This window comes from Ferrovibrio sp., assembly GCF_046297895.1.
GTDB lineage: Bacteria > Pseudomonadota > Alphaproteobacteria > Ferrovibrionales > Ferrovibrionaceae > Ferrovibrio.
Genome location: NZ_JBKBHC010000009.1, coordinates 102,046 through 115,293, shown reverse-complemented (window position 1 = coordinate 115,293; position 13,248 = coordinate 102,046). Strand labels below are relative to the sequence as shown.

The 13,248-nt window shown below is 65.5% G+C and carries 16 protein-coding genes; 8 read left to right on the top strand and 8 right to left on the bottom strand.

The features are described from left to right. Nucleotides 1-19: 19 nt before the first annotated feature. From ACK4FK_RS16085 to sfsA, 3 genes are all read right to left on the bottom strand, one after another. Nucleotides 20-1,564 carry an MFS transporter gene (locus ACK4FK_RS16085; RefSeq protein WP_409746300.1) on the bottom strand — a complete coding sequence of 515 codons (1,545 nt, stop codon included), beginning with the start codon at nucleotides 1,562-1,564 and terminating at the stop codon, nucleotides 20-22. 177 nt (nucleotides 1,565-1,741) lie between these two features. Next, nucleotides 1,742-2,554 (bottom strand): type I methionyl aminopeptidase, encoded by an 813-nt coding sequence (map, locus tag ACK4FK_RS16080; RefSeq protein ID WP_409746299.1) that lies wholly within the window; start codon nucleotides 2,552-2,554, stop codon nucleotides 1,742-1,744. A 61-nt stretch (nucleotides 2,555-2,615) separates the two neighbouring features. Then, nucleotides 2,616-3,308: a DNA/RNA nuclease SfsA gene (gene sfsA / locus ACK4FK_RS16075; RefSeq protein ID WP_409746187.1), complete on the bottom strand. Its 693-nt coding sequence runs from the start codon at nucleotides 3,306-3,308 to the stop codon at nucleotides 2,616-2,618. A 59-nt stretch (nucleotides 3,309-3,367) separates the two neighbouring features. Here sfsA and ACK4FK_RS16070 point away from each other — a divergent pair, with 59 nt between their 5' ends. From ACK4FK_RS16070 to ACK4FK_RS16050, 5 genes are all read left to right on the top strand, one after another. Further along, nucleotides 3,368-4,129, top strand: a complete 762-nt coding sequence (locus ACK4FK_RS16070; protein ID WP_409746186.1) for a competence/damage-inducible protein A — start codon at nucleotides 3,368-3,370, stop codon at nucleotides 4,127-4,129. Continuing rightward, complete coding sequence (locus ACK4FK_RS16065) at nucleotides 4,129-4,521, top strand: Rap1a/Tai family immunity protein (RefSeq protein WP_409746185.1); 393 nt, start codon at nucleotides 4,129-4,131, stop codon at nucleotides 4,519-4,521. Before ACK4FK_RS16070 ends, ACK4FK_RS16065 begins: the two co-directional genes overlap by 1 nt. Nucleotides 4,522-4,633: 112 nt before the next feature. Further along, nucleotides 4,634-4,993: a hypothetical protein gene (locus ACK4FK_RS16060; RefSeq protein WP_409746184.1), complete on the top strand. Its 360-nt coding sequence runs from the start codon at nucleotides 4,634-4,636 to the stop codon at nucleotides 4,991-4,993. 9 nt (nucleotides 4,994-5,002) lie between these two features. Beyond that, on the top strand, nucleotides 5,003-5,335 hold the full coding sequence (locus ACK4FK_RS16055) for a hypothetical protein (protein ID WP_409746183.1): 333 nt from the start codon (nucleotides 5,003-5,005) through the stop codon (nucleotides 5,333-5,335). A gap of 5 nt (nucleotides 5,336-5,340) precedes the next feature. Continuing rightward, the gene (locus tag ACK4FK_RS16050; RefSeq protein ID WP_409746182.1) at nucleotides 5,341-5,676 is read left to right on the top strand and encodes a hypothetical protein; all 336 of its coding nucleotides are present in this window, start codon (nucleotides 5,341-5,343) and stop codon (nucleotides 5,674-5,676) included. Here the strand turns inward: ACK4FK_RS16050 and ACK4FK_RS16045 are convergent. The 5 genes from ACK4FK_RS16045 to ACK4FK_RS16025 are packed head-to-tail and all read right to left on the bottom strand — an operon-like array spanning nucleotide 5,657 to nucleotide 9,646. Then, nucleotides 5,657-6,652: an ABC transporter ATP-binding protein gene (locus tag ACK4FK_RS16045; RefSeq protein ID WP_409746181.1), complete on the bottom strand. Its 996-nt coding sequence runs from the start codon at nucleotides 6,650-6,652 to the stop codon at nucleotides 5,657-5,659. The genes ACK4FK_RS16050 and ACK4FK_RS16045 overlap by 20 nt on opposite strands. Beyond that, a complete protein-coding gene (locus ACK4FK_RS16040; protein ID WP_409746180.1) occupies nucleotides 6,649-7,641 on the bottom strand; it encodes an ABC transporter ATP-binding protein in 993 nt (330 codons plus the stop codon). The genes ACK4FK_RS16045 and ACK4FK_RS16040 overlap by 4 nt, the downstream gene beginning before the upstream one ends. Nucleotides 7,642-7,660: 19 nt before the next feature. Continuing rightward, nucleotides 7,661-8,506, bottom strand: a complete 846-nt coding sequence (locus ACK4FK_RS16035) for an ABC transporter permease (RefSeq protein ID WP_409746179.1) — start codon at nucleotides 8,504-8,506, stop codon at nucleotides 7,661-7,663. Continuing rightward, on the bottom strand, nucleotides 8,499-9,449 hold the full coding sequence (locus tag ACK4FK_RS16030) for an ABC transporter permease (protein ID WP_409746178.1): 951 nt from the start codon (nucleotides 9,447-9,449) through the stop codon (nucleotides 8,499-8,501). Before ACK4FK_RS16030 ends, ACK4FK_RS16035 begins: the two co-directional genes overlap by 8 nt. Further along, nucleotides 9,449-9,646 carry a DUF1289 domain-containing protein gene (locus tag ACK4FK_RS16025; protein ID WP_409746177.1) on the bottom strand — a complete coding sequence of 66 codons (198 nt, stop codon included), beginning with the start codon at nucleotides 9,644-9,646 and terminating at the stop codon, nucleotides 9,449-9,451. Before ACK4FK_RS16025 ends, ACK4FK_RS16030 begins: the two co-directional genes overlap by 1 nt. Nucleotides 9,647-9,807: 161 nt before the next feature. On the opposite strand from ACK4FK_RS16025, the gene ACK4FK_RS16020 reads away from it, so the two are divergent. Genes ACK4FK_RS16020 through ACK4FK_RS16010 form a run of 3 tightly spaced genes read left to right on the top strand, consistent with a single transcriptional unit; the run spans nucleotide 9,808 to nucleotide 13,238 of the window. Further along, nucleotides 9,808-10,548: an ABC transporter ATP-binding protein gene (locus ACK4FK_RS16020; protein ID WP_409746176.1), complete on the top strand. Its 741-nt coding sequence runs from the start codon at nucleotides 9,808-9,810 to the stop codon at nucleotides 10,546-10,548. A 14-nt stretch (nucleotides 10,549-10,562) separates the two neighbouring features. Further along, on the top strand, nucleotides 10,563-11,297 hold the full coding sequence (locus ACK4FK_RS16015) for an ABC transporter permease subunit (RefSeq protein WP_409746175.1): 735 nt from the start codon (nucleotides 10,563-10,565) through the stop codon (nucleotides 11,295-11,297). Nucleotides 11,298-11,306: 9 nt separating this feature from the next. After that, the gene (locus ACK4FK_RS16010; RefSeq protein ID WP_409746174.1) at nucleotides 11,307-13,238 is read left to right on the top strand and encodes a Gldg family protein; all 1,932 of its coding nucleotides are present in this window, start codon (nucleotides 11,307-11,309) and stop codon (nucleotides 13,236-13,238) included. Nucleotides 13,239-13,248: the final 10 nt, after the last annotated feature.

Below are 13,248 nucleotides of genomic sequence, written 5' to 3'. Positions count from 1 at the left end.
GGGGAATCAGACGCAGCGCTCAGTCGGCAGGAGCCGCGGCCGGCTTGCGGGGATGCAGCATGCCGGCGGCCAGTAGGGCCGCGAGGATGGTGATCATGGTGCAGATGCCGGCTGTCAGCAGGAAGCCGTCGTTGAAGGCGGTGCGCGCGATGCGGATCAGGTCGGCACCGATGGCCGACGGCAGCGCGGCCGCCACCGACAGGGCCCCGGCCAGGGTATTGATGGCGGCCTCGGCGGCCGTGGCATCGAGGCCGGCGGGCATCTGCGCCGCAACGCTGTCGCGGTAGATGGCGGTAGCGATGCTGCCCAGCACGGCAATGCCCAGCGCGCCGCCGAATTCCGCGGCAGTTTCCGATATGGCCGAAGCGGCGCCGGCACGCTCCGGCGGTGCGGCGCCGACAATCAGGTCGGTGGTGAAGGTGAAAACCGGCGACAGGCCAATGGCAAACACGATAAAGGCCGTTATCAGCAGGGCAAAACTGGTGAAAGCGATGGCGGCGGTCAGCATCGCGAATCCGATGGCAGCCATGCCCAGCCCGACAGATACGATCTGCGCAGGCTGCATGCGGCGGGTCAGGCCCGGCGCCAGGATGGAACCGGCGATGAAGGCTAGGCCTGATGGTGCGCTCCATAGGCCGGCGGTGAAGGGGTCCATGCCCAGCACGAGCTGCAGATACTGCGCGCCATACAGGAAAATCCCGAATGCGGCGAAAATCCCCAGGATGTTGATTGCCAGAGCGGCGCTGAAGGCGGGATTGCGGAACAGGGCCAGGTCGATCAGCGGATCGGCGAGCCGGCGTTGCCGCCGCACGAAGACGACGCCGATGCCGATGCCAAGAAGAATGATCAGGGCCGGCAGCCAGCCGAACCCCATCTCTGCTATGCGCTTGATGCCGTAGATCACGGCCAGCACGGCCGCCAGCGACAGGATGGCGCTGGGGATGTCGATGTTGCCGGCATCGGGATCGCGATACTCCGGCAGCAGACGCGGACCCAGCACCAGCAGCAGCACCATCACCGGCACGGCGATCAGGAAGACAGATCCCCACCAGAACCAGGTGAGCAGCAGGCCGCCGATCACCGGCCCCAAAGCACCGCCCGCCGAGAAGCTGGCAATCCAGATGCCGATGGCGAAGGTGCGTTGCCGCGGGTCGTGAAACATGTTGCGGATCAGCGAGAGCGTGGACGGCGCCAGCGTGGCAGCCGCCACGCCCAAAGCGGCGCGGGCGGCGATCAGCAGTTCGGCCGTGGGCGCGAAGGCGGCCAGCACGGATGCGATACCGAAGGCGGTGGCGCCGATCATCAGGATGCGGCGGCGGCCGATGCGGTCGCCCAGCGTGCCCATGGTGATCAGCGATCCCGCCACCAGGAAACCGTATATGTCGACGATCCACAGCAGTTGCGCGCTGGTCGGATTCAGGTCGGCGCTGAGATGCGGGATCGCCAGGTTCAGCACCGTCAGGTCCATGGAGTAGAGCAGGCAGGGCAGGGCCAGCACGGCGAGGCCGATCCATTCCCGCCGCGTGGCCTGCGGCGGGTCAGCCTGCATCGTGGCGGACGGCATCGTGGCGGATTGCATCGTGGCGGCGGGGCCGGAATGGTGTTCGGTCATGGCAACCTGTGGCGATTCGGGCAGCGGAGTATGGCACTGCTCTGTTGCAGGAACGATATCCGCCGTCACATCCGCTATGCGGATGCGCAAAGACTGCTGACAGGTCCTGGCAGCAGGGTTAGGGGGCGATCAGCTATAGGGTGGCTTATGCCAGCCCTTGGGTGAGAGCGTGAATATCTCGTACCCCGTCTCGGTCACGCCGATGGAGTGCTCGAACTGCGCCGACAGCGAGCGGTCCTTGGTCACCGCCGTCCAGCCGTCGGAGAGCAGCTTCACCTGCCACTTGCCGGCATTCACCATCGGTTCGATGGTGAAGAACATGCCAGCCTTCAGTGGCACGCCGATGCCGGGCTCGCCGTAATGCAGGATGTTGGGCGGCTCATGGAAGATGCGCCCCAGGCCATGGCCGCAGAAATCGCGTACCACCGAGAAGCGTTCCTTTTCAACAAAGGTCTGGATGGCGTGGCCGATATCGCCGGTGGTGGCACCAGGCTTCACCACCTCGATGCCGCGCATCATAGCCTCATAGGTGATGTCGCAGATGCGCCGTCCTTTCACACCCACATCGCCGAGCAGGAACATGCGGCTGGTATCGCCATGCCATCCGTCGAGGATGACGGTCACGTCGATGTTGAGGATGTCGCCGTCTTCCAGCACCTTGTCGCCCGGGATGCCGTGGCACACGACATGGTTGACCGACGTGCAGATCGATTTCGGAAAGCCGCGATAGCCCAGCGGCGCCGGGACGGCGCCATGCTCGACGATGAAGGTATGGCACAGCTCGTCCAGCCGGCCGGTGGTCACGCCGGGCACCACGAAAGGCGTGATGTAGTCCAGCGTCTCGGCGGCCAGGCGGCCGGCCTTGCGCATGCCCTCGAAATCCGCCGGGCTGTGCAGCCGGATGGCGCCGGGGCGGAGGTCGTCGTCCTCGTCCGTGTCGATGATGGCGCGGGCCTGGGTCTGGTTCACGGCAGAAATCCAATATTATTGTAAAATCAGCATGTTACGGGCCAATCGGCAGAGGTCGGTCCAAAGCGATGCCGGTCTCCGTAACGCGACAGGCGTAACATAGCGCCTCGACCCCCGCATTCCTAGCCTCGATGAAACCGGCGGCATAGGCCGGATCGCAGTCGGCGGCAATGCGGAAGCGGCTGCAGTCGCCGCGCTGGACTAGGAACAGCATCACGGCGCGATGGCCGGCAGCCACCATGGCGGTCAGTTCGCGCAGATGCTTGGCGCCGCGTGCCGTCACGCAGTCGGGGAACTCGGCCAGGCCAGCCTGCCGCATCAGGTGCACGTTCTTCACTTCCAGATAGCAGTCGGACCTGCCGGTAGCCGAGAGCAGGAAATCCACCCGGCTGTTGCCGCCATAGGCGACCTCCGGGCGGTGGATGTCATAGGCCGCCAGTTCGGCGATACGCCCCAGCGCCAGGGCCTCGGCCACCAGCCGGTTGGGCAGGGTGGTGTCGATGCCGACCAGTGTGCCACCGGCCTCGGCCAGGACCCAGCCCCAGGCCAGCTTGCCGCGGCCGGGCTTGAGCCAGACCCGGCTGCCGGGGGCGTCCAGTCCCAGCATGGCGCCGGGATTGGGGCAATGCACGGTGGCTTCGCTGCCGTCCGGGAAACGCACATCCGCAAGGAAGCGCTTGTAGCGCCGCAGCAGGATGGCCGGGGTCAGGGCTTCGGGAAACTCCATCCCTCCGGCTATAGCGGCGGCTGGTCTGCCCGTCCAGCGCGTGCTATGTCCTGTGCGCCATGACGGAAACGCCCAAGATCGTGACAGCAGCCATGCTGGTGATCGGCAACGAGATTCTCTCGGGCCGCACCCGCGACGCCAACATGCATTTCCTGGCCGGCAAGCTGACCGAACTGGGTATCCGGCTGCGCGAGGCCCGCGTGGTGCCCGATATCGAGGACACGATCATCGCAGCCGTGAACGACCTGCGCACGCGCTACGACTATGTCTTCACCTCGGGTGGCATTGGCCCGACCCATGACGACATCACCGCGGATTGCATCGCCAAGGCCTTCGGCGTGGGCATCGATATCCATCCGGAGGCGCGTCGCCGGCTGGAGGCGCATTACGAGGCCGGCATGCTGAATGCCGCCCGCCTGCGCATGGCGCGCATTCCCGACACCGCCACGCTGATCGACAATCCGGTCTCGGCAGCGCCGGGCTTCCGCATCGGTAACGTCATGGTGATGGCCGGCGTGCCTAAGATCTTCGAGGCCATGGTGGCGAGCTTGGCACCGACGCTGGTCGGTGGCGACAGGCTGCTCTCGCGCACCGTGCTGGCGCTGGTGCCGGAGGGTGCGGTGGCCGAAGACCTGGGCAAACTGCAGGCCGAATATCCCGATGTGGATATGGGCTCCTATCCTGCCTTTCGCTCGGGCAAGGCCTCCACGGCCATCGTGTTGCGCTCCACCGACAGGACTCGACTGGATGCGGCCTCGGAAGCGATGTATGCGATTTTCCGCCGCATGGGCGGCGAGCCGTTCGAGAACGAGATCGTCTGATGCGCCACTTTCCGCATGTCGCGCTCCTGCTTTCGGCGCTGTCCGGCCCTGTGCTGGCGCAATCCCAGCCCCAGCCGCAGGTGGGGGTGGCTTTGCAGCCGCCGCCGCGTTTTCTGGCACGCGACCTGCAGGCCATGTGCGAGGGGGCCGAGGGCAGCGCGCGGCTTTCCGGCTGCCTGCGTTACCTGCAGGGCGCGGTGGCCCTGTATGAACTGGTGGTGGCCGAAGGCAAGGAGCTGACATGGTTTTGCGCCCCGCGCGAAGCCCCGCCCGCCATGCTGCGGCAGCAATTCGTAGAATGGGCGCGTGAGAATGCCGACCAGATGGGCAATGACGCCGTACAGGCTGTCAAGCTGGCCCTGTCGGACTCCTATCCCTGCCAGGGAGACTAAACCAGGCAAACTAAGCCTGGGAGCGCGGCATGGCCCCGATTATGCCGCAATCGCTGGCCAGTATATTCGCGCTATAATCGTCTGGCGGCTGTACCGGCTTCGGATTTTTGCCATGCGCAGCACCCGTTTCGTACTTTTCTGCCTGGTCTTGTTGTCCGGCTCACTGGCCGGCTGCGGCCCGCCGCTGGCCTGGCAGCGGCCCAACACCTCGCTGGCCGATGCCGATCTCGATAGCCGCGAATGCGCCGGACTGGCGCGCGACCAGGCTGTCCGAGAGAGCTTTTTCGGCCCGCCTTATGGATATTACGGCTATCCTTATGGCTCTTATGCCTTTGGGCCATATCCCTCGGGGTATCGGGGTTGGCGAAACGGCTATTCGGAGTCCTTCTTCTGGCGCAGCCAGCGCGAAAGCGAATTGCAGGGTTTCTGTCTGCGCGCCCGCGGCTACCGTCTCCTGCCGGTCATGCAGTAGGATAGGGCCATGAGAGCCGTGATGACCGCGCTAGTCCCTGTCCTGCTGCTGGTCGGCTGCGCTGCCACGACGGAATGGTCGCGGCCGGATACCAGCCGCGAACAGCGCCTGGCCGACGAGAAGGATTGCGAGGCGATCGCCTCCTACCAGGCCTTCGACGAAAGCTTTGCCTCAAAGCCGATCTATCCGCCTTACAACGAAACCCAGTTTATCACCGAGGGTGGACCGGAAGGTGGCGGCCGCAACGTGTCATACGCCCTTCGGGGCGCGCGGCAGTATGAGCTGGCTGAATACTGCATGCGCCAGCGCGGCTATGTCCTGGTGCCGATCAATAAGCCATGAGGCGAATGCTGCTTCTGCCCCTGCTGCTCGCAGCCTGCGCCACGGCACAGACTGAATGGGTACGCAGCGACACGCCGCCAGCCCAGCGCGACAGGGATGAGAAGGAATGCACCGAGATCGCCTCGCGGCAGGCCTTTGACGAAAGTATGTCGTCAAAACCGCTTTACCCGCCCTGGACCGGCACAGGCTTCAACCGCGGCGCCCCGCCCTGGTCCCCCTTCTATCGGGGCCATGAATCGCCGTCATATTTCGACCGCGGTCCGCGGCAATACGAATTGGCCGATTACTGCATGCGCCAGCGCGGCTATACGTTGCAGAACATCACGCCGGCACGGAAATAAGCGCTTCGGCCTTGTGGCAGGCGGCTTCGCGGCCATCGGGCATGCGCCGCAGAAGAGGCGTTTCGCTGCGGCATCGCGCGTCGGCGTAACGACACCGTTCGGCCAGCGCGCAGCCACTTGGCAGCTGGGTCGGGCTGGGCGGATTGCCTTGCAGCAGGGCGTGCCGGCGGCGGGTGCCGGGTGCCGGCGGTGCAGGTTGTGGCAAGGCGGCCAGTAGCGCCTCAGTATAGGGATGTGCCGGACGGCTGAAGATCGCTGCGGTATCGCCGTGTTCCACCACGCGACCGAGATACATCACTGCCACTTTCGGGCAGAGCTGATCGATCACGGCCAGGTTATGGCTGATGAACAGGTAGGTTACGCCATGACGCTCCTGCAGTTCGGCCATCAGGTTGAGCACCTGGGCTTGCACCGAAACATCCAGCGCCGAGACGGCCTCGTCTGCCACGATCAGTTTCGGCCGCGTGATGAGCGCGCGCGCGATGGCGATGCGCTGGCGCTGGCCGCCGGAAAATTCGTGCGGGTACTTGTCCATGTCGGCCGGCCGCAGGCCGACGGTTTCCAGGGCCTCGGCGATGCGTGCGTGTCGTTCGGCTCTTTCCAGCCGTTCCAGCGCGTCCAGCGGCTCGGCGACGATGCGGGCCACGGTCAGGCGCGGGTCGAGCGAGCCGTAGGGATCCTGGAACACCATCTGGAAATCGCGCCGTGCCGCGCGCAGGTCGGCAGCACTGAGGCTGTTCAGATCGCGGCCGGCGACGCGGATGCTGCCCCGGTCGGGGCGTTCCAGGGCCATGACGAGCCGCGCCAGCGTGGATTTGCCGCAGCCCGACTCACCCACCACGCCGAGATTCTCGCCGGCCCTGATTTCCAGGGAAACGCCATTGACAGCATGGACTTTGTGCGCCGGCGAAAACGGCAGGCTGCCAGGCAGGGGATATGCCTTATGGGTGTCGTGAATTTGGACTAGGGCGGTCATGGCCGTTCCCGCGTCATGTCGGTGCGCCAGCATTCCGCCTCATGCTGCGGTCCCACCGGCACCAGAGGCGGGAAGTCGTTGCTGCAGCGCGGTTCGGCCAGCGTGCAGCGCGGGGCGAAGGCGCAGGCCGCGCCCAGGTCGCGCAGGTCGGGCACCACGCCGGGGATGGTGGGCAGGCGGGGGCGGGGATGGGACTGGCCCGCTGCCAGCCGCGGCATGGCAGCGAACAGGCCACGCGCGTAAGGATGGCGCAGGCCGGCGAAGACCTCGCGCACCGGCCCGGTCTCGACGGCGCGTCCGGCATACATCACCAGCACGCGGTCGACCGTTTCGGCAATCACACCCAGATCGTGGCTGATCAGGATCAGCGCCATGCCGCTGTCGTCCACCAGCTTGCGGATCAGGTCGAGAATCTGGCCCTGGATGGTGACGTCCAGCGCGGTGGTCGGCTCGTCGGCGATCAGGATGTCAGGGTTGCAGGCCAGCGCCATGGCGATCATCACGCGCTGACGCTGCCCGCCCGACATTTGGTGCGGATAGGATTCCAGTCGTGCGCGCGGATTGGGGATGCCGACGCGGTCCAACAGTTCCACCGCGCGCTCGTAAGCCTGCCGGCGACCGAGGCCGAGATGCTGCTGCAGCGGCTCGGCGATCTGATCGCCGATGCGATGCAGCGGGTTGAGCGAGGTCATCGGCTCCTGGAAGATCATCGCCAGGCGATTGCCGCGCAGGTCGCACAGACGGCGTTCGTCGTATCGCAGGATATCGTCGCCACGGAACAGCACGCTGCCGTCGGCATGGCCATTGTCTGGCAGCAGGCCCATCAGGGCCAAGGCGGTGAGCGACTTGCCGCAGCCCGATTCACCCACGATACCCAGCGTCTCGCCGCGCCGCAGGGTGAAGTCCAGGCCGCGCACGGCTTCGGCCGGGCCGCGTGCGGTGGCCAGCGTCACGCGCAGGTCACGCACGGCGAGCAGGGTTTCGGTCATCGTATCTCGATCCATTGCGTCACCGCTGCCGCGACAGTCGCGGATCGGTCAGATCGCGCAGGCCATCGCCCAGCAGATTGAAGCCAAGAACGGCAATCGCGATTGCCAGGCCGGGGAACACGGCGAGATAGGGCGCGCGGAAAACCATGGTCTGCGCCTCGTTCAGCATGCGACCCCAGGACGGCGTCGGCGGCTGCGTGCCCAGCCCGAGATACGACAGCGCTGCCTCGGCCAGAATGGCAAGCGCGAACTGGATGGTGGCCTGCACCACGATCACGGCCATGATGTTGGGCAGCACATGTTCCAGCGTGATGCGAAAACCGCCCTTGCCGGCGCTGCGGGCGGCCAGGATGAAGTCGCGAGCCCAGATCGCGTTGGCCGAGCCGCGCACCACGCGGGCAAACACGGGGATATTGAAGATGGCGATGGCGACGATGGAGTTCATCGTGCTGGGCCCGAACACGGCCGCAAGCAGAATGGCCGAAAGGATGGCCGGAAAGGCAAAGGTGAAATCGGCGAACCGCATCACCACTTCCTCGATCCAGCCGCGTCGCGCGGCCGCAAGCAGTCCCAGCATGCTGCCGAGCGTAAGGCCTATGCCGACGGCAACCAGGCCGACCAGCAGGGAATTCTGTGCGCCGGCGAGGACCAGCGAGAGCACGTCGCGGCCGAAACTGTCGGTCCCGAGCCAGTGCTCGGCCGAGGGCAGGGCCAGGCGCTTGCGGATGTTCATTGCGGTGGGCGCATAAGGCGTCCACACCATCGACAGCAGCGCCATGCCCACAACAAGACCCGAGAGCAGCACGCCGACTGCAAAGCTGCGGTGGCGCAGGGCATGACGCATGATGGTGCCGGCCTTAGACATCGCGCACCTTCAGGCGCGGGTCGATCACCGCATACAGCACGTCGACCACGAAATTCACCGCCACAACGGTGAAGGCCAGAAGGATCACGGCGGCCTTCACCACCTCAATATCGCGGTTGCTGATGGCCTGGAAGACCAGCCGGCCCAGGCCGGGCAGGGAGAATACCTGTTCCACCACGATGGTGCCGGTCAGCAGATTTCCGAATTGCAGCCCGATCACGGTGGCCACCGGGATCAGGGCGTTACGCAGCACATGGCGCCACAGGGCCTGGCTGCGGCTGAGGCCCTTCGCCCGGGCCGTGCGCACGAAATCCTCGCGCAGCACCTCCAGAACGGCCGAGCGGGTGATGCGCGCCAGGATGGCGGCCTGCACCACGGCCAGCGAGATGCCGGGCAGGATCAGGCTGAGCATCGCCGGGCCGAAGCCGGCCCGCCAGCCCGGGAAGCCGCCGGCTGCCAGCCAGCCGAGGTTGACGGCGAACAGCAGGATCAGCAGCAGGCCGAACCAGAAATTCGGGATCGAGATGCCGAGCTGGCTGATGCCCATGATCACCACATCGCCTGGCTTGTTGTGATTGGCGGCGGCAAACACGCCGAGGCCCAGCGCAAGCACGACGGTGAGCAGCATGGCGAAGAGAGCGAGCGGGTATGTCAGGGCCAGACGTTCGGCGATCAGCGGCCAGACCGGCGTCTTGTAAGCGTAGGAGATGCCGAAATCGCCGGCCAGCAGGTTGCCGATCCAGTGCAGGTAACGCTCCAGCGCCGGCCGGTCGAGTCCGTATTCCTGGCGGAAGACGGCAAGCTGCTCGTCGGTGGCGTCGATGCCCAGCACCAGGAGGGCGGGGTCGCCGGGCAGGATCTCCAGCACCAGAAAGACGATCACCGAGGTGGCCAGCAGGGTAGCGAGCAGGGTGGCGAGGCGCTTGAGCAGGAAGGCGGGCATCAGCCTGCGCCCGCCCGCTGCCGCCGCTCGGCCAGCCGCTCCAGCAGGGCCCATTTGCCGGCGGCATCCAGCATGGGCCAGGCCCCGATCTCTTCGCCGGTGCGGAAACAGCCCAGGCACCAGCCGGTATGGCGGTCGATGCTGCAGACCTTCGTACAGGGCGAAGGGGGAGCGGGTGAGGGCGGGTCGTCGATCATGGCGGAATTATGGCATCCGGAAACCGATTTCACAGGCCTGTGAGGGGCTTGGACGGTCGCAAAATGTCATGGGGGACTTGAACCGGGGGCATGGAAACACTTATCTAGCGGGCGCCGCGGGGCGGGGGCCGTCCCGGGCTGGCAGGGGATGAAGTAAAACGATGATCGACATAAAAAATCTGGTCAAGCAATTCGGTCCCTTCACCGCCGTAGACCATATCAGTTTCAGCCTCGCCAAGGGCGAGGTGCTCGGCTTCCTCGGGCCCAATGGCGCCGGCAAATCCACCACCATGAAGATGCTGTGCGGTTTCCTGAGCCCAACCGCGGGCAGCATCTTGGTCTGTGGCCATGACGTGGAGGCCGCACCGCTGGCGGCCAAGGCCAACATCGGCTACCTGCCCGAAGGCGCGCCCAGTTATGCCGACATGACGGCGCGCGGCTTTCTGGATTTCATCGCCGATGTGCGTGGCATGAACGGCAAGGACCGTGACTGGCGGCTGGACAAGGTGATCGACCAAGTCAACATCAAGGATGTGCTGGACCAGCCGATCGACACCCTTTCCAAGGGCTACAAGCGCCGTGTCGGCCTGGCCCAGGCCATCCTGCACGATCCGCCCGTGCTGGTGCTGGACGAGCCGACCGACGGCCTCGATCCGAACCAGAAGCACGAGGTACGCGGCCTGATCCAGGCCATGGCCCGCGACAAGGCCATTATCATTTCCACCCATATCCTCGAAGAGGTGGAGGCGGTGTGCAGCCGTGCCATCGTGATCGCCCGTGGCCGCATCGTCGCCGAGGGGCGGCCCGAGGGCAGCGCTGGCTGGCGCATCGGCGACATCCTTGCTGCGCCCGGCAAGCTCGACGCCGCCTTCCGCCAAGTAACGCAAGCCCGCGCGGCCTGATCAGGATACTCGCTATGAAGCCCATGCTCGCTGTCTTCCGCCGCGAAATCGCCGGCTATTTCGCCACCCCGGTGGCCTATGTCTTCATCGTGGTATTCCTGTTCACCGCCGGCATCTTCACCTTTTATCTCGGCCAGTTCTTCGAGCGCGGCCAGGCCGACCTCAAGGCCTTCTTCCTGTTCCACCCCTGGCTCTATCTGTTCTTCCTGCCGGCCATCGCCATGCGGCTATGGGCCGAGGAGCGCAAGGCCGGCACCATCGAACTGCTGCTGACCCTGCCGATTCCGCTCTGGGCCGCGGTGGCCGGCAAGTTTCTCGCCGCCTGGGCCTTTGCCGGCATCGCGCTCGCGCTGACCTTCCCGCTCTGGCTCACGGTCAACTGGCTGGGTTCGCCCGACAACGGCGTGATCCTGGCCGGCTATATCGGCAGCCTGCTGATGGCGGGTGCCTATCTAGCGATTGGAAGCTGCATGTCGGCCGTTACCAAGAACCAGGTGATCGCCTTCGTCGTCGCCGTGCTGGTCTGCTTCATCTTCACCGTTTCCGGCGCGCCGATGGTGCTCAGCTTCTTCCAGGGCTGGGCCCCGGCGCTGGTGGTCGACACCATCGCCTCCTTCAGCTTCCTCGGGCATTTCAATGCCATCACCGAGGGCGTGATCGACCTGCGCGACCTGGTGTTCTTCATCTCCCTGATCGTGGTCTGGCTCTATGCCACCGCCGTCGTCGTCGATTTCAAGAAAGCGGGCTGAGATCGCATCATGAAAACCGGCAGCAAAGCCCTTCTCACCGGCACCGGCCTGATCGCCGCCTTCGCGGTGTTCTTCGCCGTCAACATCATCGTCAATCAGGGCCTGCGGGATACGCGCATCGACCTGACCGAGGCGCGCCTGTACACCCTGTCGGATGGCACGCGGAATGTGCTGAAGGCGATTCCCGAGCCGATCACGCTGCGCCTGTTCTTCTCCGACAAGCTGGCCACCAATGCGCCCCAGCTCAAGCAGTATGGCACCCGCGTGCGCGAGCTGCTGGAACGCTACGTAGCGCTGTCGAACGGCATGCTGCGGCTGGAGGTAATCGACCCCGAGCCCTTCACCGAAGCCGAGGACCGCGCCGTACAGGCCGGGCTGCAGGGCGCCAACCTGCCGGGCGGGCAGTTCTATTTCGGCCTGGTGGCCTCCAACACGTTGGACCAGCAGCAGACCATCCCCTTCTTTCAGGCCGAAAAAGAGCAGTTTCTCGAATACGATCTGACCAAGCTGATCTACGGGCTGAGCAACCCGAAGAAGCCGACGATCGGCATCCTCGGCAGTCTGCCGCTGGAATACGGCCCGGGCGGCATGATGGCGGCGATGCGTGGCCAGTCGCAGCCCTACCTGATTCTGGACCAGATCAAGCAGTTCTTCGACGTGAAGATGCTGGATGCCTCCAAGCCCGAGGAGATCGACGACAAGCTGTCGGTCCTGATCCTGGCGCATCCCAAGGATCTTTCGCCGCAGTCGCAGTATGCCGTGGACCAGTTCGTGCTGAAAGGTGGCCGGCTGATCGTCTTCGCCGATCCCTATTCGGAGACGATGGCGGCGATGCCCAATCCGATGACCGGCCAGCCGATGCCGGGCGGCGACCAGTCGTCGCTGCTCCCCGAGCTGTTCAAGGCCTGGGGTGTCGAGGTGGTTCCGGGCAAATTCGTCGCCGACCTGGCGCTGGCCCAGCGCGTGCAGACCGGGCGCAGCGGACCGGCCGCCGTGGTCGACTACATCCCGTGGCTGGCCATCCCGGGCGAGCGGCTGAAGCAGGATGATGTCGTCACCGCCGATCTCACGCAGATCAATGCCGCCTCGATGGGCGCGATCCGCAAGCTGGACGGTGCCACCACCACGCTTGCGCCGCTGATCACCTCGTCGAACCAGGCCATGCTGATGGATACGTCCGATCTGCAGGGCGATCCGAACCCGCAGGTGCTGGCCGAAAAATTCAAGCCGACCGGCGAGACCTACATCCTGGCCGCGCGCATCAGCGGCCCGGCCAAAACCGCCTTCCCGAACGGCGCCCCGGCCGCGGAGGCCAGGCAGGGCGACAAGCCGGCCGAGCAGAAACCGGCGGCAGCGCAGGTGACGGAAAGCGCGCAGCCGATCAATGTGCTGCTGGTGACCGACGCCGACCTGCTGGATGACCGCTTCTGGGTCCGCAGCCAGCAGATGTTCGGCCAGAACCTGTATGTGCCGATTGCCGCCAATGCCGATCTTCTGGTCAATGCCATCGACAACATGTCGGGCTCCGGGGACCTGATCGGCCTGCGCAGCCGCGGCCGGTCGCAGCGACCCTTCGAGCTGATCGACAACATGCGCCGTCAGGCCGAGCAGCAGTTCCTTGCCCAGCAGCGCGCCCTGGAGCAGAAGCTTGAGGCGACGCAGAAGCAGCTTGCCGACCTGCAGTCGAAGGCGCAGGAACAGACCAATGCCCTGCTGAGCGCCGAACAGCAGGCGGCGATGGATGCGTTCCGGGACGATCTGCTGAATACGCGGCGCGAGCTGCGCGGCGTGCAGCGTGAATTGAACCGCGACATCGAAAGCCTGCAATTGCTGGTGAAGTTCATCAATATCGGCCTGATGCCGCTGCTGGCTGCGCTGGTGGCGGTTGGTCTGGCGATTGCCTGGCGCCGCCGGCGCATCCGGCGCGCCCTGGAAGGCTGATGAGAGTCAG